This is a genomic window from Streptomyces sp. NPDC002640 (assembly GCF_053592575.1).
The window spans coordinates 1-24,944 of record NZ_JBSFVZ010000044.1 but is presented as its reverse complement, the minus strand read 5'-3'; the positions used below and the strand labels follow the sequence as shown (position 1 = coordinate 24,944).

The window sequence follows — 24,944 nt, the reverse complement described above, 5'->3', positions numbered from 1 at the left end:
TTCGCGGAGGGTGTGCTGGTGCTGCCGCCGGTGCGGGTGTTCGACGTGCGGCGGGCTGCGGACGCTTTCCGGTTCGTGAGTCAGGCGCGTCATGTCGGCAAGGTCGTGCTGACGGTTCCGGGCGGGTGGGATGCGGAGGGCACGGTCCTGGTCACGGGAGGCACGGGCGCACTCGGCGCCCTCACCGCCCGCCACCTGGTCCGTGAACACGGCGTACGCCACCTGCTGCTGACCGGCCGACGAGGCGCCGACGCCGACGGCGTGGAGACGCTGACCGCCGACCTGCGCGCCCTCGGAGCCGACGTCACCATCGCCGCCTGCGACGTCACCGACCCCGACGCGGTCGCGACGCTGCTCGCGGGCGTACCGGAGGAACACCCGCTCACCGCCGTGGTGCACGCGGCGGGCGTCCTCGACGACGGGCTGGTCGCCTCGCTCACCGAGGACCGGCTCGCGGCCGTCCTCGCACCCAAGACCGCGGCCGCAGTCCTGCACGAGGCCACCGCCGGGACCGACCTGGCCGCCTTCGTCACCTACTCCTCGATCTCCGGAGCCCTCGGCAGCCCCGGGCAGGGCAACTACGCGGCGGCCAACGCCTACCTCGACGCCCTCGCCCACCACCGGCAGGCCCGCGGACTCCCCGCGCTCTCCCTCGCCTGGGGCCCCTGGTCCGGCGTCGGCGGCATGGTGGACGCCCTCACCGCGTCCGAGTCCGCCCGCGTCAACCGCTCCGCGTTCCCGCCGCTCACGCCCGAACAGGGCCTCGGCCTCCTGCGGACCTCCCTGGCCCTGCCCGGCCCGGCGCTGCTCCCCGCCGCGCTGGACACCGCCCGGCTGACCGCCGCCCCGGCGGAACTGCCCCCGATCCTGCACGGCCTGGTCCGCCCGGCCCGCAGGACCGCCGAGCGCTCCACCGCCCCCGGCGGGCTCGCCGAGCGACTGCGCCGGCTGCCCGGGGAGGACCGCGCCCGCGCCGCCCTCGAACTCGTCCGCGGCCAGGTCGCGGCGGTGCTCGGCTTCGCCTCGCCGGAGGCCGTGGACACCTCGCGGCCGTTCAAGGACCTCGGCTTCGACTCGCTGACCTCGGTGGAACTGCGCAACCGCATCGGCCAGGCGGCCGGCCTCAGACTGCCCGCCACCCTGGTCTTCGACCACCCCACCCCCGAGGCCCTCGCCGCCCACCTGGTGGCGGAGATCCTCGGCGACCCCGCCGCCCCGGCGCCCGCCCTGCCCGCCAGGGTCGCCTCCGAGGCGGCCGACGACGACCCCATCGCCATCGTCGGCATGGCCTGCCGCTTCCCCGGCGGGGCCGACACCCCCGAGGCCCTGTGGCGGATCGTCGCCGACGGCACCGACGCCGTCGGAGACTTCCCCACCGACCGGTCCTGGGACCTGACCCACCTCTACGACGGCAACGAGGAGGCCGGCGACCGGCGGACCTTCGAGGGCGGCTTCCTCTACGAGGCCGCCGGCTTCGACCCGGCGTTCTTCGGTATCTCCCCGCGCGAGGCGCTCGCCATGGACCCGCAGCAGCGGCTCCTGCTGGAGACCTCCTGGGAGGCCTTCGAACGGGCCGGCGTCGACCCGGCGCTCCTGCGCGCCAGCTCCACCGGCGTGTACATCGGCACCGCCACCTCCGGCTACGGCATCGGCCGGTTCGACGTGCCCGACGGCTCCCGCCCGCACATCCTCACCGGCACCGCGACCAGCGTCATCTCCGGCCGCCTCGCCTACACCTTCGGGCTCGAAGGGCCGGCCGTCACCGTCGACACCGCCTGCTCGTCCTCGCTGGTGGCGCTGCACCTGGCCATCGGCGCGCTGCGCCGCGGGGAGTGCACGATGGCGCTGGCCGGCGGCGCCACCATCATGACCACGCCGAGCATGTTCGCCGACGCAGCCCAGGGCGGCGCGCTCGCCCCCGGCGGCCGCTGCCGGGCCTTCTCCTCCGACGCCGAGGGCACCGGCTGGGGCGAGGGCGTCGGCATGCTCCTCGTCGAACGGCTCTCCGACGCCCGGCGCAACGGCCACCGCGTGCTCGCCCTGGTGCGCGGCAGCGCCGTCAACCAGGACGGCGCCTCCAACGGCCTCACCGCGCCCAACGGGCCCGCCCAGCAGCGCGTCATCCGCGCCGCCCTCGCCGACGCGGGCCTGGACACCGGCGACGTCGACGCGGTCGAGGCCCACGGCACCGGCACGGAACTCGGCGACCCCATCGAGGCCCAGGCCCTGATGGCCACCTACGGCCGCGGACGGGACGAGGACCGGCCGCTGTGGCTGGGCTCGGTCAAGTCCAACATCGGGCACACCCAGTCGGCCGCCGGCGTCGCCGGGATCATCAAGATGGTGATGGCCCTGCGCCACGGCGTGCTGCCCCGCTCCCTGCACATCACCGAGCCCACCGGGCACGTCGACTGGGACGGCGGCGGCGTCCGGCTGCTGACCGGCGCGGTCGAGTGGCCGGACGCGGACCGGCCGCGCCGGGCGGCCGTCTCGTCGTTCGGCATGAGCGGCACCAACGCCCACACCATCCTGGAACAGGCACAGCCCGAACCGGCGGAGCCCGGACCCGCGCAGCCCGAACCGGCGCACCCCCGGCCGGCGTCCGCCACGGACGGGACCGCGACCGTGCCCGGGCCCGGTGACGGGTCCGGTGCCGCGGACCGGTCGCCGGTCGAGCTGCCCTGGCTGCTCTCCGCCCGCACCCCCGACGCCCTGCGCGCCCAGGCGCGGCGGCTCGCCGACCACCTCGACGCCCACCCCGCGCTCGCCGACCACGACGTGGCCCACTCGCTGGCCGCCACCCGCTCCCGCTTCGAGCACCGCGCCGTCCTCCTCGGCCCCGGCCGCCGCGAGCGGCTGACCGCCCTCGCCGACGGCTCACCCGCGCCGGGACTGGTGACGGGAACGGCGGGCCGGACCGGCCGGGTGGTGTTCGTCCTGCCCGGCCAGGGCTCGCAGTGGCCCGGCATGGCCGACCGGCTGCTGGAGGAGTCCGCCTCCTTCCGGGACACCCTGCGCACCTGTGCCCAGGCACTGGAGGAGCACCTCGACTGGTCGGTCGAGGACACGCTGCTCGGCCGGCCCGGCGCCGCGGACCTCTCCCGCGTCGAGGTCGTCCAGCCCGTGCTGTTCGCGATGATGACGGCGCTCGCCGGGCTCTGGCGCGAACACGGCGTCGAGCCGGAGGCGGTGGTCGGCCACTCGCAGGGCGAGATCGCCGCCGCCCACCTCGCCGGGGCCCTCACCCTCGAGGACGCCGCCCGGATCGTCGCCCACCGCAGCCGCCTGCTCTCCCGGGTGGTCGGCCAGGGCGCCATCGCCTCCGTGTCGCTGCCCGCCGACCAGGCCCAGGAACGGCTGGAACGCTGGGCCGGCGCGCTCAGCATCGCCGCCGTGAACGGAGTGTCGTCGGTCTCCGTCGCGGGCGACGAGGCGCCGCTCGACGAGTTCCTCGCCACGCTGGAGGCGGAGGGCGTGCGCTGCCGCAAGCTCCGCATCAGGGGCGCCGCGCACTCGGTCGTCGTCGAACCGCTGCGCGACGAGGCCCTCGACGTCCTCGCGCCCGTGCGGCCCCGCGCCTCCCGCATCCCCTTCTACTCCACGGTCACCGGCGGCCTCCTCGACACCACCACGCTCGACGCCGACTACTGGTACCGCAACATGCGGCAGACCGTGCAGTTCGCCCCGGCCACCCGCGCCCTGCTCGCCGACGAGTTCGGCGTCTTCGTCGAGTGCAGCCCGCACCCGGCGCTCGGCGCCTCCGTCCAGGAGACCGCCGAGGACGCGGGCGCCCCCGACCCCGTGCTGCTGGGCTCGCTGCGCCGCGAGGAGGGCGGCCTCGAGCGGTTCTCCGTCTCGCTCGCCGAGGCGTTCACCCGGGGCGTCGAGCCCGTCTGGGACTCCCGCGGCACCACCGTCGACCTGCCCACCTACCCCTTCCAGCGGGACCGCTACTGGTGGGAGCCGGCGGCCGACGAGCCGGCCGGCCCCGCCGCGGGCGGCACGGTGGAGGAAGGCCGCTTCTGGGCCGCCGTGGAGGACGGCGACACCGAGGCGCTCGCCGAGTCCCTCGGCACCGACGCCCTCGCCCCCGCCCTGCCCGCGCTCGCGGCCTGGCGGCGGCGCTCCCACGAACGCTCCACCGTCGACGGCTGGCGCTACCACGTGGAGTGGAAGCCGCTGCCCCTCACCGGCCCCGCCCGGCCCGCGCTCACCGGAACCTGGGCGATCGTCGCCGGCCCGGCGCAGGAGGAACTCGCCGGCCGGCTCGCCGCCCTCGTCGAACAGGCGGGCGGCGAGGCCCTGGTGACGTCGCCGGCCGGACCGTCCGAGGAACAGCAGCCGGCCGCGGTGGTCTCGCTGCTCGCCCTCGACTCCGCCCCGCACCCCGACCACACCGGCATCAGCGCCGGAGCCGCCCACAACCTCGCCCTGCTGCGCGCCGTCGCGGCCCGCCCCACCCCGGTCCCGGTCCACCTGATCACCAGCGGCGCCGTCTCCGTCGGCCGCGTGGACCCGGTCCGGGACCCCGCGCAGGCCGCCACCTGGGGACTGGGCCTGGTGGCCGGACTGGAACGGCCCGACTGCTGGGGCGGCGTCGTCGACCTGCCCGAGCACCCGGACGACCGGGTCCTGAACCGGCTCCTGCGGCTGCTCGCCCGGTCCGGCGAACCCGGCGGCCCCTCCGACGACCCGGCCGCCGAGGACCAGCTCGCCCTCCGCCCCGCCGGCGTCTTCGCCCGCCGCATGGTCCGCGCCCCGCGGAGCACCCCGGTACGGTCCTGGCAGCCCGGCTCCACCGTGCTGATCACCGGCGGCACCGGCGGCGTCGGACGGCACCTCGCCCACCACCTGGCCGACCGGGGGGCGCGCAAGCTGGTCCTCACCGGCCGCCGCGGCCCGGACGCCCCCGGCGCCCGGGACCTGGCCGCCGAACTCACCGCCCGCGGTGTCGAGACCGTCGTCGCCGCCTGCGACGTCACCGACCGGGACCAGGTCGCCGCACTGCTCGCCGCACACCCCGCCGACACCGTGATCCACGCCGCCGGCGTGCCGCAGTCGACCGCGTTCGCCGACTGCGACGAGGCCGAGTTCGCCGCCGTGGCCGCCGCCAAGACCGAGGGCGCCCGGATCCTCGACGAACTCGCCGGCGACGTCGGCACGTTCGTGTTCTTCTCCTCCGGCGCGGGCGTCTGGGGCGGCGCCGGCCAGGCCGCCTACGCGGCGGCCAACGCCGTGCTCGACGCGCTGGCCCAGGACCGGCGGGCCCGCGGCCTGTCCGCCACCGCCGTCGCCTGGGGCGGCTGGGCCGAGGGCGGCATGGCCGACGACGGCCGCGCCGCCGCCGAACTCGGACGGCGCGGGCTGCACGCGATGGAGCCGCACCTCGCGCTCACCGCGCTCGACCAGGCCTTCGACGCCGACGAGACCTGCCTGACCGTCGCCGACATCGACTGGGCCCGCTTCACGCCCGGCTACACGGCGGCCCGCCCCCGGCCGTTGATCATGGACATCCCCGAGGCCGAGGCGGCGCTCGCGGCACCCGCCACCGACGCCGACGCGCCCGGCGAGACCGACGCGCTGCGCGACGCGCTCCTGGCGCTGAACGGACCGCAGCGCGGCCAGCACCTGCTGGACCTCGTCACCGAGCACGCCGCCGCCGTCCTCGGCTACGCCGACGCCGGCCGGATCGACGCCGGCCGCGCCTTCCGCGACCTCGGCTTCGACTCGCTGATGGCCGTCGACATGCGCAACCGCCTGCAGAGCGCCACGGGCCGCAAGCTGCCGCCCACCCTGGTGTTCGACCACCCCACCCCCACCGACCTGGCCGACCACCTGCTCGCCGAGGTCCTCGGCGAGCGGGCCGCCGAGGACACCGCGGCCCGCGCCACCGGCACCACCGAGGACGAGCCGCTGGCCGTGATCGGCATGAGCTGCCGCTACGCCGGAGGCGTCGACTCGCCCGAGGACCTGTGGCGACTGGTCCTCGACGGCGTCGACGCCGTCGGGCCCTTCCCCGAGGACCGCGGCTGGGACCTGGAGAACCTCTACCACCCCGACCCCGAGCACCCCGGCAGCTCCTACGTCAAGGAAGGGGCCTTCCTCGCGGACGCCTCCCACTTCGACGCCGCCCTCTTCGGCATCAGCCCCCGCGAGGCCCTGGCCACCGACCCGCAGCAGCGACTGCTGCTGGAGGCGACCTGGGAGGCGATGGAACGCGCCGAGATCGACCCGTCGTCCCTGCGGGGCAGCGCCACCGGCGTCTTCGTCGGCACCTCGTTCGTCGGCTACGGCATCGGGGCGCAGGCGGCGGGCAGCGAGGCCGAGGGCTTCTTCCTCGCCGGCACCGGCACCGCCGCCGCCTCCGGCCGCATCTCCTACACCTTCGGACTCGAGGGCCCCGCCGCCACCGTCGACACCGCCTGCTCGTCCTCCGCCGTGGCCATCCACCTCGCCTGCCAGGCCCTGCGGCAGAACGAGTGCGACATGGCGGTCGCCGGCGGCGCCGCCGTCCTCGCCACCCCCGCCTCCTTCACCGAGTTCAGCCGCCAGCGCGGCCTCGCGCCCGACGGACGGTGCAAGCCGTTCGCCGCCGCGGCCGACGGCACCGGCTGGGGCGAAGGCGTCGGCGTGATCCTGGTGGAACGCCTCTCCGACGCCCTCCGCAAGGGCCACCCCGTCCTCGCCCTGATCCGCGGCACCGCCGTCAACCAGGACGGCGCCTCCAACGGCCTGACCGCCCCCAGCGGCCGCGCCCAGCAGAAGGTCATCCGCCAGGCCCTCGCCAACTCCGGCCTGGACACCGCCGACGTCGACACCGTGGAGGCGCACGGCACCGGCACCACCCTCGGAGACCCCATCGAGGCCCAGTCCATCCTGGCCACGTACGGCCAGGACCGTCCCGGGGACCGGCCGCTGTGGCTCGGCTCGGTGAAGTCCAACATCGGCCACACCCAGTCGGCGGCCGGCGTCGGCGGCGTCATCAAGACCGTCATGTCGCTGCGCGAGGGCATCCTGCCCAGGACGCTGCACATCGACGAGCCGACCCCCCACGTCGACTGGTCCAAGGGAGCCGTCGAGCTGCTGACACGGACCACCCCCTGGCCCGAGACCGGCGGACGGCCCCGCAGGGCGGCCGTGTCCTCCTTCGGCGGCAGCGGCACCAACGCCCACCTGGTCCTCGAGCAGTACGTGCCCGAGCCCGCGGCCGGGCAGGACCCGGAGCGCGCCACCGGACCCGGCGACGACCCGGCGCCCCCGGCCACCGCCACCGCACCCGCCACCGCCACCGCACCCGCCACCGACTCCGCACCCGCCAACGCCTCCGCACCCGCCACCGACTCCGCACCCGCCAACGCCTCCGCCACCGCACCCGCGTCCGGCGGCCGTCCCGAACTCGACGGCGCCGTGGCGCCCTGGATCCTGTCCGCCCGCAGCGCCGAGGCGCTCCGCGCCCAGGCCCGCCGGCTCCTGGACCACCTCGACGCCGCACCGGCCGTCCACCCCGCCGACCTCGCGCACTCGCTGGCCACCAGCCGCGCCCTGCTCGAGCACCGTGCCGCCGTGGTCGCCGCCGACGACACCGGCCGCCGCGCCGCGCTGGCCGCCCTGGCCCGCGGCGAGGCCGCGCCGCACCTGGTCCGCGGCGCCGCACGGCCCGGCAAGGTCGCCTTCGTCTTCCCCGGCCAAGGCGGCCAGTGGGCGGACATGGCCGCGGAACTCATGGACACCTCCGAGGTCTTCGCCGCCGAGCTGTACGCGTGCGCCGAGGAGATCGCCCGCCACGTCGACTGGTCGCCGATCGACGTCCTGCGCGGCACGGAGAACGCCCCGCCGCTGGACCGGGTCGACGTCGCCCCCGCCGTGCTGTTCGCCGTCACGGCGGCACTCGTCGCCCTCTGGCGGGCGCACGGCGTCGAACCCGACATGGTCCTCGGCCACTCGCAGGGCGAGATCGCCGCCGCCTACGTCTCCGGCGCCCTCACCCGCGCCGAGGCCGCCCGGATCATCGCCCTGCGCGGCACCGTTCTCCTCCCGGTGGCGGGCCTCGGCGGCATGGCCTCCGTCGCCCTGACCCCCGACCGGACCCGCGAACTGCTCGAACCCTGGGGCGCGCGGCTCTCCCTCGCCGGGATCAACGGCCCCGCCTCCTCCGTCGTCGCCGGCGAACGCCAGGCGCTCGACGACTTCCTCGCCGCGTGCGAGAAGGACGGGGTCCGCACCCGCCGGGTCCGCGTCGACTTCAGCTCCCACTGCGCCCAGGTGGAGCCGATGGCCGAGGAACTGGCACGCCTCGTCGCCGACCTCGAACCCCGCGCCGGCACCGTGCCCTTCCACTCCACGGTCACCGGCGAACGGACGGACGGCACCCTGCTCGACGCCACCTACTGGCAGCGCAACCTCGCCACACCCGTCGACCTCGACCGTGGCGTACGGGGACTCGTCGAGCAGGGCGCCCGCTTCCTGGTGGAGATCGGCCCGCACCCCGTCCTCGCCCCCGCGCTCGGCGAGATCCTCGACGACATCCCCGGCCTCGACCCGGGCGAGGTCACCGTGCTCGGCACCCTGCGCCGCGACGAGGGCGGCCTGGAGCGCTTCCTGCTGTCCGTCGCCGAACTCCACGTCCACGGCGGCGCGGCCGACCTCACCGCCCCGCTCGCCGACCTGCCCGTCCGGACCGTCGCCCTGCCGTCGTACCCGTTCCAGCGCGAGCGCTACTGGCTGGAGTCCGGGCCCGCCGGCACCGGCGACCTCGGCGCGGCAGGCCTGGACAGCACGGGACATCCACTGCTGACCGCCGCGCTCACCCTCGCCGACGGCGAGAGCACCGTGTTCACCGGACGGCTCTCGCTGCGCACCCACCCGTGGCTCGCCGACCACGCCGTCCTCGGCACCGTGCTGCTGCCCGGCACCGCCTTCGTGGAGATGGCCCTCCACGGCGGCGCGCAGGCCGGCTGCCCGGTGCTGGAGGAACTGGCCCTGGGCGCACCGCTGGTGCTGGGCGAGCACGACTCCGTCGCGGTGCAGCTCACGGTCGGCGCCCCCGGCGAGGGCGGCCGCCGCGAGGTGTCCGTCCACGCCCGCGACGCCGACCTCCCCGACGCCCCCTGGGTCCGGCACGCCACCGGCACCCTGGCCCCCGCCGCGCCGGCCACCGAACCGCCCGCCGGGGACCTGTCCGCCTGGCCGCCGCCGGGCGCCGAGCCCCTCGCGCTCGACGGCTTCTACGAGGCGATCGCCGACGTGGGCTACAGCTACGGTCCCGCCTTCCGCGGCATGACCGCCGCCTGGCACCGCGACGGGGAACTCTTCGCCGAGGTGCGGCTCCCCGAGGGACAGCCCGCCGACGGCTTCGCCCTCCACCCCGCCCTCCTCGACGCCGCCCTGCACGGCATCGGCCTGCTGCGCGGCCTGCGCGCGGAGAGCGGCACCGAACGGCCCGCCGAACTCCCCTTCATGTGGCGCGAGGTGACCCTGCCCGCCACCGCCTCGCGCACCCTCAGGGTGCGGCTCACCGAGTCCGGCGACGGCGTCGGCCTCGCGCTCCACGACGACCTCGGAACGCCCGCCGGGGGCGTGGGCGCCCTGGTGGCCCGCCCCGTCGGCGCCGAACTGTCCGCCGCCCGGCGCGCCCTGGCCACCACCCTGTTCCAGATCGAGTGGGCGACCGAGGTGCCGCCCCCGGCCTCCGCGATCGGCGCCGACGCCTACGACGTCGCCCCCTTCACCGACCCGGTCCCCGGCGCCGACCCGGCCGCGGCCGTCGAGGAGGCCGTCACCCGGGCCCTCGCCCTGGTCCGCGAACGGCTGGGCGACGAGGGCGGCGAGGGCGACGGTGGCGACGCCGAACGCCCGCTGGTCGTCGTCACCCGCGGCGCCCTCGCGACCGGCGACGACGACCTCACCGACCTGGTCGACGCCCCCGTCCGGGGACTGATCCGCTCCGCCCAGGCCGAACACCCCGGCCGGTTCCTGCTCGTCGACCTGGACCCGGCCACCGGCCCGGACACCGGCGCCGACCCCGCCGTGCTGCACGCCGCGGTCACCGCCGCGCTGGACGCCGGCGAGACCGACGTCGCCGTGCGGAACGGCCGGGTCCTCGCGCCCCGGCTGACGCGGATGCCCGTCCCCGAGGCGACCGCGCCCACCGGCCTGGACACCCCCGACGGCACGGTGCTGGTCACCGGCGCCACCGGCACCCTCGGCCGCGCCCTCGCCCTGCACCTGGCCCGGCACCACGGCGTGCGCCACCTGCTGCTGCTCAGCCGCAGCGGGCCGGACGCGCCCGGCGCCGCCGGACTCGTCGCCGAACTCGCCGAGCTGGGCGCCGACGCCACCGTGGCCGCCTGCGACATCGCCGACCGCGCGGCCCTGGCCCGCACCCTCACGGCGATCCCCGACGCCCACCCGCTCACCGCGGTCGTCCACACCGCCGCCGTCCTCGACGACGGCGTGCTCACCGGCATGACCGACGAGAGCGTCGCCCGGGTCCTCGCGCCCAAGGTGCGGGGCGCCGTCAACCTCCACGACCTCACCCTCGGCCACGACCTCACGGCGTTCGCGCTCTTCTCCTCCGCCGCCGGTGTGCTGGGCGGCGCGGGACAGGCCAACTACGCGGCCGCCAACGTCTTCCTCGACGCCTTCGCCGCGCACCGCCGCCGGCTCGGGCTGCCCGCCGTCTCGCTGGCCTGGGGACCGTGGGCCGAACGCACCGGCCTCACCGGGGCGCTCACCGAGGCCGACGTGCAGCGCGTCGCACGGTCCGGCATGGGCGCCCTCTCCACCGAGGACGGCATGGCCGCCTTCTCGGCCGGCTGCGCGGCCGACCGGGCCCTGGTGGTCCCGGCGGCGTTCCAGCCCGCCGCCCTCCGCGGCCGCGGCCCGGTGCACCCGCTGCTGCGCGTACTGGCGCCCCGCGACGAACAGCGGGCCGGCTCCGCGGGCGGCGGCGACCCGGCCGCGCTGCGGGCCCGGCTCACCGGCGCTCCGGAGGCCGAACAGCGGCGCGTCCTGCTCGACCTGGTGCGCGGCCAGCTGGCCGCCGCCCTCGGCTTCGCCTCACCCGCCGCCGTCGACGCCGACCGGGGCTTCCTGGACATGGGCCTGGACTCCCTCACCGGCGTCGAGCTGCGCAACCGGCTCTCCGCCGCCACCGGGCTGCGGCTGCCCGCCACGCTGGTCTTCGACCACCCCACGGCCGCCGACGTCGCCCGCCACCTCCGCACCCAACTCGCCCCCGAACCTGGACGGGCGGTGGACGGCCTGCTGGCCGAACTCGCCCGCCTGGAGGCCGGCCTCGACCGGATCGAGGCCGACGAGGAGGACCGGGCCCGGGTGGCCGCCCGGCTGCGGGCCCTGGCCGGCCGGTGGACCGCCGGTCAGGACGGCCGGGACGAACCGGAGAAGGACCTGGACGCCGCCTCGGCGGACGAGGTCTTCGCCCTGCTGGACAACGAGTTCGAAACGTCATGAGAGGACGCGGGCAGCAGATCATGGCCGACACGAACCCGGACCAGCAGGAGAAACTGCTGGCCTACCTGAAGCGCGCCACGGCGGAACTGCGCGACGCCAACCGCCGCGTGCGCGACCTGGAGGAGCGCGCGACGGAGCCGGTCGCGGTGATCGGCATGGCCTGCCGGTACCCCGGCGGCGTGCGCTCCCCGGAGGACCTGTGGGAACTGGTGGCCTCCGGCACCGACGCCCTCGGCCCGCTGCCCACGGACCGGGGCTGGGGCGCCCCGGCGCCGTCCGCCGCACCCCGCGGCGGATTCCTCTACGACGCGGGCGAGTTCGACGCGGCGCTCTTCGGCATCAGCCCCCGCGAGGCCGCCGCCACCGACCCGCAGCAGCGACTGCTCCTGGAGGTGTCCTGGGAGGCGGTCGAACGCGCCGGCATCGACGTCCGCTCGCTGCGCGGCGGCCGGACCGGCGTCTTCACGGGCGCCATGTACCACGACTACCCGTCGGTCATCGATCCCGCGGCGCTCCACGGCTACCTGGGCACGGCCAACGCCGCCAGCGTCCTCTCCGGCCGGGTCTCCTACACCTTCGGGCTCCAGGGCCCGGCGGTCACCGTCGACACCGCCTGCTCCACCTCGCTGGTCGCCCTGCACCTGGCGGCCCAGGCACTGCGCGCCGGCGAGTGCGACCTCGCCCTGGCCGGCGGGGTGACGGTGATGTCGGCGCCCACCATGTTCTCCGGCTTCGGCTTCGAGGAGGGCAGCGCCCCCGACGGCCGGTGCAAGTCGTTCGCCGCGGCGGCCGACGGCACGGGCTGGGGCGAGGGCGTGGGCGTGCTGCTGGTGGAACGCCTCTCGGACGCCCGCCGCAACGGGCACCGGGTGCTCGCCGTGGTGCGCGGCTCCGCCGTCAACCAGGACGGCGCGTCCAGCGGCTTCACCGCGCCGAACGGCCCCGCCCAGCAGCGGGTGATCCGCGCCGCGCTGGCCGCCGCCGGCCTGGGCCCGTCCGAGGTGGACGCGGTGGAGGCGCACGGCACCGGCACCAAGCTGGGCGACCCCATCGAGGCGCAGGCGCTCCTGGCCACCTACGGCCAGGACCGCGAGACACCCCTCTACCTCGGGTCGCTGAAGTCCAACATCGGGCACACCCAGGCCGCCGCGGGCGTCGGCGGCGTGATCAAGATGGTGGAGGCGATCCGCCGGGGAGTGCTCCCCGGAACCCTGCACGTGGACGAGCCGACCCCGCACGTGGACTGGTCGGCGGGCGCGGTCGAGTTGCTGACCGAGGCCCGCCCCTGGCCCGGAACGGGCCGCCCGCGCCGGGCCGGTGTCTCCTCCTTCGGCGTGAGCGGCACCAACGCGCACGTGGTGCTGGAGGCCGCCCCCGAGGAGGAACCCGCCGAGCGGGCCGACCCGCCCGGGACGCGGCCCCTCCTCGTCTCGGGCCGTACGGCCGCCGCCCTGCGGGCCCAGGCGGCGCGGCTGCTGCCGGTGACCGCGGAGTCGGAGCCGTCGGACGTGGCGTTCTCGCTGGCGACCGGGCGTGCGGCGCTGGAGCACCGTGCGGTCGTGGTCGGTGGTGACCGGGACGAGCTGGTGGCCGGGTTGCGGGCGCTGGCCGACGGGGAGCCGTCGCCGCTGGTGGTCTCCGGGGCGGTGCGGGGCGGGAACACGGCGTTCCTGTTCTCGGGTCAGGGCGCGCAGCGGGTGGGGATGGGGCTTGAGCTGTATGAGGCGTTCCCCGTGTTCGCGGAGGCGTTCGACGCGGTGTGCGCGCGGGTGGATCTCGAACTGCCGCTGAGAGATGTGGTGTTCGGGGACGACGCGGAGCTTCTGGCGCGGACCGTATACACGCAGCCCGCGCTGTTCGCGGTCGAGGTGGCGTTGTTCCGGCTGGTGGAGTCGTGGGGTGTCCGGCCGGACGTCCTGGTCGGTCACTCGATCGGCGAGCTCGCCGCCGCGCACTGCGCGGGTGTGCTGTCGCTGGACGACGCGTGCCGGCTGGTGTCGGCGCGTGGCCGGCTGATGGACGCGCTGCCCGAGGGCGGCGCGATGCTGGCGGTGGAGGCCTCTGAAGAGCTGGAGCTTCCGGAGGGTGTGGACCTGGCGGCGGTGAACGGGCCGACCTCGATCACCGTCTCCGGTGACGCGGCGGCGATCGACGCGCTGGAGGCGCGGCTGCGGTCCGAGGGGTTGCGCGTGAAGCGGCTGACCGTCTCGCACGCGTTCCACTCGCGGCTGATGCAGCCCATGCAGGCCGAGTTCGCCGCCGTCGCGAAGTCGCTGACCTACCACGCCCCCACCATCCCCGTGGTGGCCACGGCCCCCGGTGACATCACGACCCCCGGTTACTGGGTCGGCCAGATCCGCGAACCCGTCCGGTTCGCCGACGCCATCGCCTCCCTCACGGACACCCGCACCTTCCTCGAACTCGGCCCCGACGGAACCCTCTCCGCCCTCGTCCCGCACATCACCGAGAACGCGGCGGGGCTCCCGACGCAGCGAGCGGACAAGGACGGCGTGCGGACGCTGTTCGCCGCCCTCGCCGGGGCGCACGTCGAGGGAGCGGAGGTCGACTGGCGCGCGGTCTTCGGCGGCCTCGGCGGACGCGCCGTCGACCTGCCCACGTACGCGTTCCAGCACCAGCGGTACTGGCCGCTGCCCGCACCCGACGGCACGAGTGGGACAGGCGGCTCCGACGACGTCTTCTGGGCCACCGTCCGCGGCGGTGACGCGGGAGCCCTGGCCGGCCTGCTCGGCGTCGACGGCGACGAGGACCGCGAACGGATCGGCGACGTGCTGCCGGTGCTCGCGGGATGGCACGGCCGTTCGCGTGCCGGGCAGCTGCGGTACCGCGAGGAGTGGTCCCCGGTCGCCGTCCCCGCGGACCCGGTCCTGCTGGGCGAATGGCTGCTGCTGGTCCGCCCCGGGCACGAGGAGACCGCGGCCGAGTGCGCCGAGGCCGTCCGGCGCTGCGGCGGAACCCCGCACCAGCGGGTGCTCGACCCGCACGACACCGCGGCGGGCCTGCGGGAGGCCGTCGAGCACGAACGCCCCTGGGCCGGCGTGCTGTCGCTGCTTGCTCTGGACGACGGGACCGCGGCCGCCGACGGCCTCGCCCTCGTGCAGGCGCTGGCCGACAGCGGCACCCGCCTGTGGTGCGTCACCCGCGGCGCCGCCGCGCTCCCCGGTGAGGAGCCGCCCGCCCCGGGCGCCCGCGCCCTGTGGGCGCTGGGCCGGGTGGCCGCGCTGGAACACCCGTCGCTGTGGGGCGGCCTGATCGACCTGCCCCCGGCAGGGGTGCCGATGACCCCGCTGGCCGCCGTCCTCACCGGGATCACCGGTGAGGACCAGGTGGCCCTCCGCGACACCACGTTCGTCCGGCGGCTGGCCGCCGCGCCCCCGGTCACCGCCACCCCCTGGCGGCCCCGGGGCACCCTGCTCGTCACCGGTGGCACCGGTGCGCTCGGCGCGCACGTCGCCCGGTGGGCGGCGCGCAACGGCGTCGAGCGGCTGGTGCTGGCCGGCCGGCGCGGACCCGACGCGCCGGGCGCCCCCGAACTCGTCGCCGAACTCGAGGACCTGGGGGTGCCCACCACCGTGGTCGCCTGCGACTTCGCCGACCGCGACGCGGTCGCCGAACTGGTGGCGGCACACCCGCCGCACGCGGTCGTGCACGCGGCGGGCGTCGGAGGACTGGGCAGGCTGCCGGAGCTGACCGAGGACGACCTGACGGCCGCGCGCGCCGGCAAGGCCGACGGCGCGGAGCACCTGGACGCGCTCTGCGGCGACCTCGACGCCTTCGTGCTCTTCGGCTCGGTGGCCGCCACCTGGGGCGGCGCCGGACAGGCCGCGTACGCCGCCGCCAACGCCCGTCTCGAGGCGCTGGCGCTGCGGCGGGCCGCCCGGGGCGCGCCCGCGACCTGCGTCGCCTGGGGCGCCTGGCGCGGAGCGGGCATGGCCGGGGGAGCGGAGCACGAACTCGCGCGCCGTGGCGTCCTCGCCATGGACCCGGACGTGGCGCTGCACGCCCTCGCCGACGCGGTGGCGGACGACGCGCCCACCGTGACCGTGGCCGGCGTCGACTGGCCCGCCTTCGCCGCCGCCTTCTCCGCCGCCCGGCCCAGCCCCCTGCTGGCCGGCCTGGCGGGCGGCGACACCGGCACCACGGCCGAGCAGCCGGAGGAGACCGGCGACCTGCGGGAACGGCTGCTGGCCCTCCCGCCGTACGACAGGCTCGACACGGCCCTGGACCTGGTACGGACGCAGGCGGCCCGCGTCCTGGGCCACGCGCACAGCGGCGAGGTGGAACCGGGCCGGGCCTTCCGGGACCTCGGCTTCGACTCGCTCACCGCGGTCGAGATGCGCAACCGCCTCAACGCCGCCACCGGCCTGCCGCTGACCGCCACCGTGGTCTTCGACCACCCGACGCCCGCCGACCTCGCCGCGCACCTCCTGGAGGAGTGCGGCATCGCGGCGGACTCCGGCACGGACACGGCCGGTACGGACGGGGAGGACACCGCCGACGGCGAACAGCGCCTCCGCGCCGCGCTGGCCCGCCTGCCGCTCTCCCGGCTCCGGGAGGCCGGGCTGCTCGACCCCCTGCTGCGACTGGCCGGGGAAGAACCGGACGACGCGGAACCGATGACCGCGCATCCGGTGGACGAACTCGACGGCGAGGCCCTGCTGAGCCTCGTCGCCGCCGCCGACGACGGGGAGTACTGACCATGACCGCGCCCGCCGACGGACGTTACGTCGAAGCCCTGCGCACGCTGGTCAAGGAGAACGACCGGCTGAAGGCGCGCAACCGCGAACTGGCCGTCGCCGGGCACGAGCCCGTCGCCGTCGTCGGGATGGCCTGCCGGCTCCCCGGCGGCGTCGACTCCCCGGAGGCGCTCTGGGACCTGGTGTCCGAGGGGGGCGACGGGATCGGCGACTTCCCGGCCGACCGCGGCTGGGACCTCGACGCCCTCTACGACCCGGACTCGCGCGGGGAAGGCACCTCCTACTCCCGCCAGGGCGGCTTCGTGCGGGACGCCGGCTCCTTCGACGCGGACTTCTTCGGCATCTCCCCGCGTGAGGCCCAGGCGATGGACCCGCAGCAGCGCCTGGTCCTGGAGGCGTCCTGGGAGGCGATCGAAAGGGCGGGGATCGCCCCGCACGGCGTCCGGGGCACACGCGTCGGCGTGTACGTCGGCGCCGCGTCGTCCGGCTACGGCACCGGTGTGCCCGTCGCCGAGGAGGCGGCGGGCTACGCCCTGACCGGCACCGCGACCAGCGTGCTGTCCGGCCGGATCGCCTACAGCCTCGGCCTGGAGGGGCCGGCCGTCACGGTCGACACCGCCTGCTCCTCGTCGCTGGTGGCGCTGCACCTGGCCATGCAGGCGCTGCGCCGCGGCGAGTGCACCCTGGCGCTCGCCGGCGGCGTGACCGTGATCGCGACCCCCGCCGCGTTCGTCGAGTTCAGCCGGCAGCGCGGCCTGGCCCGCGACGGCCGCTGCAAGGCGTTCGCGGCCGGAGCCGACGGCACCGGCTGGAGCGAGGGCGCCGGCATGGTGCTGCTGGAGAAGCTGTCCGACGCCCGCCGCGCCGGCCACCGGGTGCTGGCCGTGCTGCGGGGTTCGGCGGTCAACCAGGACGGCGCCTCCAACGGCCTCACCGCCCCCAACGGCCCGGCCCAGCGCCGCGTCATCCTGGACGCCCTGGCCGCCGCCCGGCTGTCGGCCGCCGAGGTCGACGCCGTGGAGGGGCACGGCACCGGCACCACCCTCGGCGACCCGATCGAGGCCAAGGCGCTGCTGGCCACCTACGGCAAGGACCGCGACCGCGGGGAACCGGTGTGGCTGGGCTCGCTGAAGTCCAACATCGGGCACACCCAGGCCGCCTCCGGGGTGGCCGGCGTCATCAAGATGGTGCAGGCCATGCGCCACGGCGTGCTCCCGCGCACACTCCACGTCGACGCGCCCAGCCCGCACGTGGACTGGTCGGCGGGCGCGGTGGAACTCCTCACCGAGAACCGGCCCTGGCCCGAGACCGGGCGGCCGCGAAGAGCCGGCGTCTCCTCGTTCGGCGTCAGCGGCACCAACGCCCACGTGATCCTGGAGGCCGCACCGGCCGAGGAGGCCGAGGAGGCCGAGGCGGATGCGGCGGGCGCGGAGTCCGGCCCCGGGCAGCGGCGGGGGACCACGCCGTCCGTCGTGCCCTGGGTGCTCTCCGGGCGCGACGCGCGAGCGCTGCGCGCCCAGGCGGAGCGGCTGCACGACCACGTCACCGACCACCCCGCGCTCGCTCCCGCCGACGTCGCCGTCTCGCTCGCCACCACCCGGTCCCCGCTGGAGCACCGCGCCGTCGTCCTCGGCGCCGACCGCGCCGAACTCCTCGCCGGGCTCCGCGCGCTGGCCGGCACCGGGACCGCTCCCGGCGTCGTCACCGGCACGGCGCACGAGGGCCGGACGGCCTTCCTCTTCTCGGGGCAGGGCTCCCAGTGGGCCGGAATGGGGCAGGGGCTCGACACCTTCCCGGTCTTCGCGGACGCCTTCGCACAGGCATGCCACGCCGTCGGCCTGGACCCCGGGGCGTGTGCCGACGACTCGGCACTGCGGCGGACCGGCACCGCGCAGCGCGCGCTGTTCGCGCTGGAGGTCGCCCTGTTCCGGCTCGCCGAGTCGTGGGGCCTGGTCCCGCGGCACCTGGTCGGGCACTCGGTCGGCGAACTCGCCGCCGCGCACTGCGCGGGCGTGCTGTCGCTGGAGGACGCGGGCACCCTGGTCGCCGCGCGGGCCCGGCTGATGGACGCGTTGCCCGAGGGCGGCGCGATGCTGGCGGTGGAGGCCGCCGAGGACGGGCTGGAACTGCCCGAGGGCGTGGACCTGGCGGCCGTCAACGGGCCGACCTCGATCACGGTCTCCGGGGACGCGGAGGCGATCGGCGCGCTCGAGGCACGGCTGCGGGCCGAGGGCGTGCGCGTGAAGCGGCTGGCCGTCTCGCACGCGTTCCACTCGCGGCTGATGGAGCCGATGCTCGACGAGTTCGCCGCCGTCGCGAAGTCGCTGACCTACCACGCCCCGACGATCCCCCTGGTCGCCACCGCTCCCGGGGACATCGCCACCCCGGACTACTGGGTGGGGCAGATCCGCGAGCCCGTCCGCTTCGCCGACGCCGTGCGGACCCTGCGCGACAAGGGGGTCACCCGCTTCGTGGAGACGGGCCCCGACGGGGTCCTCACCGCCGCCGCCCGCTCCTGCCTGGAGGCCGACGAAGACGTGGCGTGCGTCGCCCTGCAGCGCGCGGGCCGCGAGCCGGTCGGCTCCTGGTGGCACGGCATCGCCGCGGCACACGCCGCCGGGGCCGCGCTCGACTGGCCCGCCGTCACCGGCGACTGGGGCGCCCGCATCGTCGACCTCCCGACGTACGCCTTCCGGCGCGAGCACTACTGGTCCGTGCCGCCCGCCGCGGAGACCGGCGGTCCCGCCGGCTGGCGGTACGCCGCCACCTGGGAGCCGCTGCCGCCGACCGGGACGCCCGTCCTGAACGGCACGTGGCAGATCCTGACCGACACGGACACCGGCACGGGCACGGGCGCGGGCGGTGACGTGGACGCCGGGGCCGCGCCCGGTCGGCTGGTCGCCTGGTGCGCCGAGGCGCTGCGCGCGCACGGGGCGTCCGTCCTCGTCGGCGGCGTGCCCGATCCGTCAGCCGACGGCCTGATCCTCCTCCACAACCCCCGGCCGCACACCGAGCAACCGGAGCTGTCGCGCGGACTGGCCGCGCTGCCCGGCGTGGTGCGCGGCGAGGGCGCCCCCGTGTGGCTGCTCACCCAGGGCGCCGTGGCGGCCGGGGACGGCGAGTCCGCCGATCCCGGCGCGGCACAGCTGTGGGCGATGGGCCGGGTCGCCGCGCTCGAACGCCCCCACCGCTGGGGCGGCGCCCTCGACCTGCCGGAGCGGTTCGACACCGCCGCGAACGCCGACGCGCACACCGGCGCCGAGGCAAGCACCGACGCCGCGCGGCACCTGGCCGCCGTGCTCGCCGGAGCGCACCGGGGCGAGGACCAGGTGGCGATCCGCGCCGGCGGTGTCCTCGCCCGCCGCATCGCACCGGCGCGGCCCCGGCCGGCCACCCGCTGGCGCCCGCGCGGCACCGTGCTCGTCACCGGCGGCACCGGCGCTCTCGGCGCGCACGTCGCCCGCTGGCTCGCCGAACGCGGCGCACCGCACCTGGTCCTCGCCGGCCGGCGGGGCGCCGAGGCGCCCGGGATGGCCGAGCTGACCGCCGAGCTCGCCGCGGCGGGGACCGAGGTCACCGTCGCCGCCTGCGACGTCGGCGACCGCGCCGCCCTCGACACGCTGCTGGCGGAGCACCCGCCGACCGCCGTGGTGCACGCCGCCGGGAACGGCGAGTTCGGCGCGCTCGCCGACGTCTCGGAGGAGGACGTCGCCCGGGTGCTGGCCGCCAAGGTCACCGGCGCCCTGCACCTCGACGACGCGCTGCGGGACGCGGACCTCGACGCCTTCGTGCTCTTCTCCTCGGTCGCCGGCGTCTGGGGCAGCGGCGGCCAGGGGGCGTACGCCGCGGCGAACGCCGCCCTGGACGCGATCGCCCTGCGCCGCGCCGCCCGGGGACTGCCCGCCACCTCGGTGGCGTGGGGCCCGTGGGCGGGCGGCGGCATGGCGGGCGCGGCGGACACCGCCGACTACCTGCGGCGGCGCGGACTGCGCGCCATGGACCCGGCCCAGGCGCTCGAGGCGCTCGGCACGGCCGTGGACGGCGGCGACGTGTGCGTGGCCGTGGCCGACATGGACTGGGCGCGCTTCGTGCCGGCCATCACCGCCGTACGGCCCCAGCGGCTCTTCGACCGCCTCACCGCCACCCCGCCGACGGGCGGAACCGCCGGACCCGCCGCGGACCGGAACACCCGTGCCGCCTCCGGGACCGTGAGCCGCCTCGCCGCCCTCGCCGCCAAGGAACGACGCCGCGAACTGGCCGAACTCGTCCGCGGACAGGTCGCCGCAGTGCTCGGCCACCACGGCTCCGACGCCGTCGACCCCCGCCGCGCCTTCAGCGACCTGGGCTTCGACTCCCTGACCGCCGTCGAACTGCGCGACCGCCTGACCGAGGCCACCGGCCTCACCCTGCCCGCCACCGTCGTCTTCGACCACCCCAGCCCCGACGCGCTGGCCGGACACCTCGACGACCTCGTACGCGGCGCCGACGCGGACGAGACCGACACCGCGACCGGGGGAGCGGTGTCCTCCACCGAGCCCATCGCCATCGTCGGCATGGCCTGCCGCTTCCCAGGCGACGTCAGCTCACCGGACGCCCTGTGGCGCCTCGTCGACGAGGGCCGCGACGGCATATCCGGCTTCCCCGACGACCGGGGCTGGGACACCGAGCGGCTCTACGACCCGGAGGGCGGCGCGGGAGCCTCCTACGTCCGCGAAGGCGGATTCCTGCGCGACGTCGCCGAGTTCGACGCGCGCTTCTTCGGCCTCTCGCCGCGCGAGGCGCTCGCCATGGACCCGCAGCAGCGGCTCGTGCTCCAGACCGCCTGGGAGGTGTTCGAACAGGCGGGCATCGACCCGGAGGCGCTGCGCGGCACCGACACCGCCGTGTTCGCGGGCACCAACGGCCAGGACTATCCGGTGCTGCTCGCCGGGGACCCCGACGTCAGCGAGGGACACCAGGGCGCCGGCAACGCCGCCGCCGTGCTCTCCGGCCGGGTCGCCTACAGCTTCGGCTTCGAGGGCCCCACCCTCACGGTGGACACGGCGTGTTCCTCCTCGCTGGTGGCGCTCCATCTGGCCGTGCGGGCGCTGCGGGCCGGGGAGTGCTCGATGGCCCTGGCCGGAGGCGTCACCGTCATGTCGACGCCGACCGCCTTCGTGGAGTTCAGCCGCCAGCTCGGCCTGGCCGCCGACGGCCGGTGCAAGCCGTTCGCCGCCGCGGCCGACGGCACGGGCTGGGGCGAGGGCGTGGGCGTGCTGCTGGTGGAGCGGCTGTCGGATGCCCGCCGCAACGGGCACCGGGTGCTCGCCGTGGTGCGCGGCACCGCGGTCAACCAGGACGGCGCGTCCAACGGCCTGAGCGCCCCCAGCGGACCCGCCCAGCGCCGCGTGATCCGCCGGGCGCTCGCCGACGCCGGCCTGAGCCCGTCCGACGTGGACGCGGTGGAGGCGCACGGCACCGGCACCAGACTGGGCGACCCGATCGAGGCCCAGGCGCTGCTCGCCACCTACGGGCAGAACCGCGGGACACCCCTCTACCTGGGCTCGCTGAAGTCCAACATCGGGCACACGCAGGCCGCTTCGGGCGTCGCCGGCGTCATCAAGATGGTGCAGGCCATGCGCCACGGCACCCTGCCCGCCACCCTGCACGTCGACGCGCCCACCCCCGAGGCCGACTGGACCGCGGGCGCGGTGGAGCTGCTGACCGAGGCCCGCCCCTGGCCCGGAACCGGCCGCCCGCGCCGGGCCGGCGTCTCCTCCTTCGGCGTGAGCGGCACCAACGCCCACGTGGTGCTGGAGGCCGCCCCCGAGGGAGCGGCGGAAGAGCTCGGGACGCCCGGGGAAGCACCGTCGGAGGACGCGCCCGCGCTGCTGCCCCTGCTGCTCTCCGCCCGTACGGCGGACGCGCTGCCCGCGCAGGCGGAGCGGCTGCGGGACGCCCTGGCCGGGCGGCGGCTCGCCGACATCGCCTACTCGCTGGCCACCACCCGGAGCACGCTGGAGCACCAGGCGGTGTTCCTCGCCGCGGACGGCGAGGGCGCCCGGGCCGCGCTGGCCGACCTCGGCCACGCCGTCGTCGGACGCGCGGCACCGGACGCACCCCGCCTGGCCCTCCTGTTCTCGGGCCAGGGCGCGCAGCGGGTGGGGATGGGGCGTGAACTGTACGAGGCCTTCCCGGTGTTCGCGGACGCCTTCGACGCGGTGTGCGCGCGGGTCGATCTCGAACTGCCGTTGCGGGATGTGGTGTTCGGGGACGACGCGGAGTTGCTGGCGCGGACCGTGTACACGCAGCCCGCGCTGTTCGCGGTCGAGGTGGCGTTGTTCCGGCTGGTGGAGTCGTGGGGTGTGACCCCGGACGTGCTGGTCGGTCACTCCATCGGCGAGCTCGCCGCCGCGCACTGCGCCGGGGTGCTGTCGCTGGACGACGCGTGCCGGCTGGTGTCGGCGCGTGGCCGGCTGATGGACGCGCTGCCGTCGGGTGGCGCGATGCTGGCGGTGGAGGCCTCTGAAGAGCTGGAGCTTCCGGAGGGTGTGGACCTGGCGGCCGTGAACGGCCCGACCTCGATCACGGTCTCCGGTGACACGGCGACGATCGACGCGCTGGAGGCGCGGCTTCGTGCCGAGGGCGTGCGCGTGAAGCGGCTGGTCGTCTCGCACGCGTTCCATTCGCGGCTGATGGAGCCGATGCAGGCGGAATTCGCCGCCGTCGCGAAGTCGCTGACGTACCACGCCCCCACCATCCCCGTGGTCGCCACGGCCCCCGGTGACATCGCGACCCCCGGTTACTGGGTCGGCCAGATCCGCGAGCCCGTCCGGTTCGCCGACGCCATCGCCTCCCTCGCCGACACCCGCACCTTCCTCGAACTCGGCCCCGACGGAACCCTCTCCGCCCTCGTCCCGCACGTCACCGAGGACGCCACCGCCGTCCCCGCCCTGCGAACGGGCCACGGCGAGGACGCCGCCCTGCTGCGCGCGCTCGCGTCCCTGCACGTGCGGGGGGTGCCCGTGGACTGGGTCACCCTGCTCGCGCCCGCCGGTGGCCGCCGGGTGGAGCTGCCCACCTACGCCTTCGCCCGTGAGCGCTACTGGCCGTCGGTCTCCGCGCGACCCGGTGACATGGTGTCCGCCGGGCTGGGGGAGACCGGGCACCCCGTCCTCGCCGCCGGCGTGGAACTCGCCGACGACGGCGGCCTGGTGTTCGCCGGGCGGCTCTCCGTCCGCACCCACCCCTGGCTCGCCCAGCACCGGGTGCACGGCCGGATCGTCGTGCCCGGCACGGCGTTCGTCGATCTCGCGGTGCGCGCCGGGGACCAGGCGGGCTGCGAGGCCGTGGACGAACTGGTGCTGCACACCCCGCTGGTGCTGACGGGGGAGGAGTCCGTCCAGCTCCAGGTCCTGGTCGGTGCTCCCGACGAGGAGGGCGCGCGTCAGCTCACCGTGCACTCCCGGCTGCCCGACGGCACCGGCTGGCACGGACAGCCGTGGGTCCGGCACGCCTCCGGCACCCTGCGCCCCGCGGCCGCCGCGGCCCCCGTGGCCCCCGTGGCCGCCCCGGCCGCCTCCTGGCCGCCGGAGGACGGGCACGCCGTGGCGACGGACGAGCTGTACCCGGCGCTGGCCGGGGCCGGGCTGGAGTACGGGCCGGTGTTCCAGGGCCTGCGCGGCGTCCGGCGCGTCGGCGCCGACCTCTGGGCCGAGGTCGACCTGCCGGAGCAGGGACACGCGGACGCCGGCCGCTTCGGGCTCCACCCGGCGCTGCTCGACGCCGCGCTGCACGCGCTCGCCGTCCGGGCGGCCGAGTCGGACGGCCCCGCCGGGCCCCCCGGCCTGCCGTTCTCCTTCACGGATGTCACCCTGGCCGCCTCCGGCGCCACCTCCCTGCGCGTGCGGCTCTCGCCGCGCGGCGACGACGCGGTGGAACTGCTGGCCCTCGACCCCGACGGCCGGACGGTCCTGACCGTCGGACACGTGACCCTGCGGCCCCTGGCCGCGGACGCGCCGTCCGGCGCCGCCGCCACACGGCCCGTGCACCGGGTCGACTGGGTTCCGCTGCCCGAACCGGCGTCCGAGCCCGTCACCTGGTCCGTCGTGGGGCCCGACCCGTTCGGCGCCGCCGACGCGCTCACGGCGCTCGGGACCGACTGCGCCCGGGCCGCCGACATCGCCTCCGCCCCGGCCTCGGCGGACCTGCTGCTGATCACCTCCGCGCCCGGCGACACGGACGGCGGCCTGGACGACACCGAGGCGCGGGTCTGCGCGACGCTCGCCGCCGTCCAGGACTTCCTGGCCCGCGCGGACGTCGACGCCACCCTCGTGGTGCTCACCCGCGGAGCCGTCGCCGCCGACCCGGGCGACGACCTGCCCGACGTGGCGGGCGCCGCCGTGCGCGGCATGGTCCGCAGCGTGCAGTCGGAGCACCCCGGGCGCGTGCTGCTCGTGGACGTCGACGCCGACCCGTGGGCCGCCCTGGCCACCGTGGCCGGGGCGGACGAGCCCGAACTCGCGGTCCGCGGCGGCCGGTTGTACGCGGCGCGCCTGGTGCCCGTCACCGACCGCACCCTCCAGGCCCCCGAGGGGGCGTGGCGGGTGGGGGTGTCGGTGCGGGGTGCGGTGGAGAACGTGGGGTTGGTGCCGGCGCCGGATGCGGTGGCGGTGCTGGGTGCGGGTGAGGTGCGGGTGGCGGTGCGTGCGGCGGGGGTGAACTTCCGTGACGTGCTGAATGTGCTGGGGATGTATCCGGGTGAGGTGGCGGTGGGTG

General features: G+C 76.8%; 3 protein-coding genes. All 3 read left to right on the top strand.

The annotated features are described in order from the left end of the window. On the top strand, nucleotides 1-11,472 hold an 11,472-nt coding region (locus ACWD3O_RS33570), incomplete at its 5' end, for a type I polyketide synthase (protein WP_451418505.1). 20 nt (nucleotides 11,473-11,492) lie between these two features. Next, entirely contained in the window at nucleotides 11,493-16,187 is a 4,695-nt protein-coding gene (locus tag ACWD3O_RS33565; RefSeq protein ID WP_451418504.1) for a type I polyketide synthase, read from the top strand. Further along, nucleotides 16,184-24,944 (top strand): SDR family NAD(P)-dependent oxidoreductase (locus ACWD3O_RS33560; RefSeq protein ID WP_451418506.1); only part of this gene is annotated, 8,761 nt, incomplete at its 3' end. The genes ACWD3O_RS33565 and ACWD3O_RS33560, both read left to right, overlap by 4 nt.